The sequence below is a fragment of the Stutzerimonas kunmingensis genome, assembly GCF_014764705.1.
Lineage (GTDB): Bacteria > Pseudomonadota > Gammaproteobacteria > Pseudomonadales > Pseudomonadaceae > Stutzerimonas.
The window spans coordinates 1-4,484 of the sequence record NZ_JACXXG010000068.1; the positions used below are offsets into that span (position 1 = coordinate 1).

The window sequence follows — 4,484 nt, forward strand, 5'->3', positions numbered from 1 at the left end:
AAAGCGGCAAGATCAATAGGATGCACGGCGACAGCAGGGACAGGTGAAGGGTGTGTTTGGCGACTGCCAATTTACCTGCTTCCCTGACTGTCAACTCGCTCTTCCCCCAGACTCCGCGAAGAACCTTATTTTTTGGTTCCGCTTACCGCGCACCTCCTTGCCGAGTTACCTGAAAACATGCGCATCCTGGTTGTCGAAGACGAGATCAAAGCTGCGGAATACTTGCAACAGGGTCTTATCGAATGTGGTTACTTGGTCGATTGCGTAAGTGATGGCCTCGATGGATTTCACCTGGCACTGCAGAACGACTATGACATCGTGCTGCTAGATGTGAATCTGCCAACCATGGATGGGTGGGAGGTGCTCAAACTCATCAGGCGGCGTAAGCAGACACGCGTCATCATGCTGACTGCCAATGGCCGCTTAGAGCAAAAAGTCCGCGGCTTGGAATCGGGCGCCGACGACTATCTGGTCAAGCCGTTCCAGTTCCCCGAGCTGCTTGCCCGTATCCGGACACTGTTGCGGCGAGGCGAGGCAGTCGCACTTCCGAGCAACCTGCGTGTAGCCGACCTCGAACTGGACCCGGGCCGGCATAGGGCTTACCGGAGCGGTCAGCGTATCGACCTCACCAGCAAAGAATTTGCGTTACTGCATCTGCTCATGCGCCGGACTGGCGAAGTCCTCACGCGTACGGAAATAACTGCCATGGTGTGGGACATCAACTTCGACTGCGATACCAATGTGGTGGATGTTGCGATTCGTCGCCTGCGGATGAAAGTGGACGAACCCTTCGGCGATCGCCTGATACACACCATCCGGGGTGTGGGCTACGTGCTGGAGGCGCGGCCTTGAAGCCACTCAGCCTCGCATCGCGTCTCGCGCTACAAATCACACTTACCGGCGCCGCTTTGGTCGCGCTGCTGATTGCACTGAGCTACTGGGTACTGGTGCGCCAACTGGAACTGCGCGCCCAGGAGGAAGTGACGGCCAAGCTCTCGCAGATCGATCATGGACTCCTCGAAGACACCAAAGCCCGTATGGGCCGCTCCTGGCAACACGCACTGAGCGATACGGTACTCGGCCATGACAACCTTTCGATTACGGTCATCGGCGATACAGCGAAATCACCCATTTTCAGTATCGGCCGCTTCGCCAATGCGCCGCAGCAGCTGGATCTCGTGAGCAGGGACGGCGACTATCTTGGCTGGACAACGAAAGATCGCGTGCAGATGCTAACCGGGCGCAAGCAAATCCAAGTCCCGGGACTGGCTCCAATGACGCTTTTACTTTCGCAAGATCGCAGTGCCGATCAACGGCTAGTGGCTGCATTTCTGCGCTCGGCCTTAGTGACCGTGCCGATGCTACTGATATTGATCGGATTGGCTGGATGGCTAATCGCCCAAAATGGTTTGCGACCGCTGCGCAAGTTCCGGGCCTTGGCGACTAAGGTATCGACACAGGACCTATCACCCCGAATCCGCACCGATCGGCTTCCGCAAGAGCTCCAGGCATTGGCGCACAGCCTCAACGTAATGCTTCATCGACTCGATGACGGCGTTCAGCAACTGTCACAATTCTCGGACGATGTGGCTCATGAGCTAAAAACTCCGCTGAACAACCTGATAGGCAAGGCGCAGGTGACTTTGGTGCGTGAGCGAAGCAAGGAGCATTATCGGGAGGTGATCGAGTGGTCGGTTGAAGAACTCGAACGCATGGATCGAATCGTGTCAGACATGCTGTTTCTCGCCCAGGCCAGCCACGCCAGCCCAGCACTGAAGCTCGAACAATTATCCTTAGGAAGCGAGGCGAGGCGCGTATGTGAATACTTCGAAGTCCTTGCCGAAGAAGCGGGAGTCGCTACGACAGTAACGGGCGATGCCATGATTTTGGGAAATCGACTTATGGTCCAGCGGGCCATTTCCAACCTGCTATCCAACGCGCTGCGGCATTCGAATACTGGCAGCACGGTCGAACTTAAGATCCTTGAGGAGGACGTAGACATCGTCTCGCTGGCTGTCACCAATCATGGCGCGACTATCGAATCAGATCATCTCCCACATCTGTTCGACCGCTTTTACCGCGTTAACGGCATACAACCTCGCGGGGCAGGATTGGGGCTAGCGATTGTCCGTTCAGTGATGAACCTCCACAAAGGCCACGTGGTTGTCGCCAGCAAAGGCGGTCGGACCACATTCGAACTCACCTTTCCTCGGCACGCCTGACTGAAAAGTGATACGGCATGGAGACGAACGCCACTACAAAGGCGCACAAACCACAGGGACGAGCAACCATTTGGGGGCACGCACGTTGGTCGGGTAATCAGGCCCGCGAGCCCCAACGCCATTCATTTAATGCATGCGTCCTCGCTAATTCCGGCGAGAATGCCGCAAGCCTCAACTTCCCGCCCATCGTTGCAATTAGCCCGCAGTGAAACGAGTTGTCGTTCGAGTGACTGCAGAGCGGTTATCTGAGATCTGACTTGAGAAATGTGATCATCGAGTAAGGCATTGACGGCCGTACAAGGCTGGCGAGGGTCATCCTGGTAGCTTTGGAGTGCGTGAATCTCTGGAAGTGACAGATTCAAGATTCGGCAGCGCCGGATGAAGGCTAGCCGCTCGCCATGCTTCTCGGTGTAGACACGATAGCCGTTCGCCTGGCGATCAGGCGGTGGCAACAAGCCCTGCTGCTCATAGAAGCGGATCGTCTGTGTATCAATCCCTATTAGCCTTGCTAACTGACCAATGCGCATCGTGTGAATCCTCATCGGCTCTGCGTTATTGACCTTATAGTAGCTATAAGGCTTTTAATGATCCCATCTTCGATTTCAAGTGGAGCCGTATCATGAGCAAGTCCGATGGTCCCTGCGGCTGCGATGCGACACCAGCCGCTGATGCCGATATGCAAAACCCTTCCGATACGACGGGGCAATGGGTCAGTGTTTACGCCGTACCCAAGATGGATTGTCCATCAGAAGAGCGAATGATCCGCTTGGCGCTGAATGGTTTGGACGGAGTTCGGAAGCTGACTTTTGATCTGTCGGACCGTCGGTTAGATGTCATGCATGACAGTGCCGTTGAGCCCATAACCAAAAAGCTGGCGACGTTAGGGCTAGGCGCCACTCTTCAGAAAACTGTCGCGGCAGACCCAGAGATGATCAAAGCCGCCGAGAATCCGGCGAACTCTACACAGGAATCCCGCTCCCTACGTTTACTGTTAGGCATCAACGCCTTCATGTTCGTGGTAGAGATGACTGCTGGCCTGATCGCCAGGTCCGCGGGTCTGATTGCCGATTCGCTCGACATGTTCGCTGACGCGGCAGTGTACGGCCTGGCCCTTTATGCGGTTGGGCGCAGCGTCAATCTGCAGGTGCGTGCTGCACACCTTGCTGGTGTGCTCCAGCTGATTTTGGCCCTCGGCGTGCTCGTAGAGGTGGTCAGACGCTTTATATTCGGCAGCGAGCCCGAGTCGCTGAATGATGGCCGTCGCGTTCCTGGCATTGCTTGCCAACACGGGTTGTTTGCTGCTGATTTCCAAACACCGGGAAGGTGGTGCTCACATGAAAGCGAGCTGGATATTCTCCGCCAATGATGTGGTCATCAACATGGGCGTTATAGTCGCCGGAGCGCTCGTCGCTTGGACTGGGTCCAACTACCCAGACCTGATTATCGGTACCGTTGTGGGATTCATCGTTCTCAACGGCGCTCGGCGTATTCTGGCGCTCAAGGGTTGAAGGAGCTCCCGTTACAGAAAAAGGGTGTCTTCATGCCTGTAAGCCATCCGGGTCTAGCGGCGTCAGCTAAAACTGGCGACGCCGCTTTAGCCGATGGCGGACGGTGGGTATTGCAGAACGTGGGCTGCAAAGTCCATCAGCGAGACGAAGCCGCACTGATCGGCTTTTCCTTCACGCTGTAGGTGGTAGCCCCGCATGCCTTGCCCAATTGGACCAAGCATATCGGCTTGCAACGTGTCACCGATCATTGCGATAGCGGAGGCTTCGCAGCCAAGCTGTTCGATCATCTGACGATAGATTGCAGGCTCAGGCTTTATTGTCCCAACCTCAAAGCTCCATCCGTAAACATCGAACGACGGCAGTAACAGTTTGGCCGGAATCGCATATGGGGCTGCGAGATTGGAGCACAACGCGAGCTTCAGGCCGGCGTTCTTTAGCTGATTTAGCGACTTCAACGCATCATCGAAAAGGCGAACGCTGGCCAGCTCGGTGAAAAGGTCGCTTTCAAGGCTAGCTAACTCAGAGTTGCTCAACTGCGCACCGAAATAATCGGCAGCTCCAGCCAAGCCCAGATTTCGAGTCATCAGAGTCCGTGCGTCATCCGGCCTTGGTGTTCTGCCCTGAAGCTGCGGATTCCACGCCATTCGGACACTCAGCCCACGCTGATCCGGACACCTGTTCCACGATCATTCGGACAGGCAGTCGGAGCGCAGCGACGCAGGGGTGGCATTGTTAGTCCGAGGTGCCCGGCGTC

Annotated in this window: 4 protein-coding genes and 1 pseudogene; 3 read left to right on the forward strand and 2 right to left on the reverse strand. The window is 56.0% G+C overall.

The features are described from left to right. Positions 1-177: 177 nt before the first annotated feature. Both IEG05_RS22810 and IEG05_RS22815 read left to right on the forward strand, forming a co-directional pair. Positions 178-852, forward strand: a complete 675-nt coding sequence (locus IEG05_RS22810) for a heavy metal response regulator transcription factor (protein ID WP_046622620.1) — start codon at positions 178-180, stop codon at positions 850-852. Continuing rightward, complete coding sequence (locus tag IEG05_RS22815) at positions 849-2,222, forward strand: heavy metal sensor histidine kinase (RefSeq protein ID WP_046622619.1); 1,374 nt, start codon at positions 849-851, stop codon at positions 2,220-2,222. Before IEG05_RS22810 ends, IEG05_RS22815 begins: the two co-directional genes overlap by 4 nt. A gap of 122 nt (positions 2,223-2,344) precedes the next feature. On the opposite strand, the gene cadR is transcribed toward IEG05_RS22815, so the two are convergent. Next, positions 2,345-2,749: a Cd(II)/Pb(II)-responsive transcriptional regulator gene (gene cadR, locus IEG05_RS22820; protein WP_003292662.1), complete on the reverse strand. Its 405-nt coding sequence runs from the start codon at positions 2,747-2,749 to the stop codon at positions 2,345-2,347. A gap of 92 nt (positions 2,750-2,841) precedes the next feature. On the opposite strand from cadR, the pseudogene IEG05_RS22825 reads away from it, so the two are divergent. After that, a pseudogene (locus IEG05_RS22825) lies at positions 2,842-3,730 on the forward strand (cation efflux transmembrane domain-containing protein). Positions 3,731-3,816: 86 nt separating this feature from the next. On the opposite strand, the gene IEG05_RS22830 reads toward IEG05_RS22825, so the two are convergent. Then, on the reverse strand, positions 3,817-4,314 hold the full coding sequence (locus IEG05_RS22830; RefSeq protein WP_191122767.1) for an HAD family hydrolase: 498 nt from the start codon (positions 4,312-4,314) through the stop codon (positions 3,817-3,819). Positions 4,315-4,484 lie beyond the last annotated feature (170 nt).

Coding starts and splice junctions, on each gene's coding strand:
- IEG05_RS22810 (WP_046622620.1), top strand. CDS start 178: ATGCGCATCCTGGTTGTCGAAGACGAGATCAAAGCTGCGGAATACTTG.
- cadR (WP_003292662.1), bottom strand. CDS start 2,749: ATGCGCATTGGTCAGTTAGCAAGGCTAATAGGGATTGATACACAGACG.
- IEG05_RS22830 (WP_191122767.1), bottom strand. CDS start 4,314: ATGACTCGAAATCTGGGCTTGGCTGGAGCTGCCGATTATTTCGGTGCG.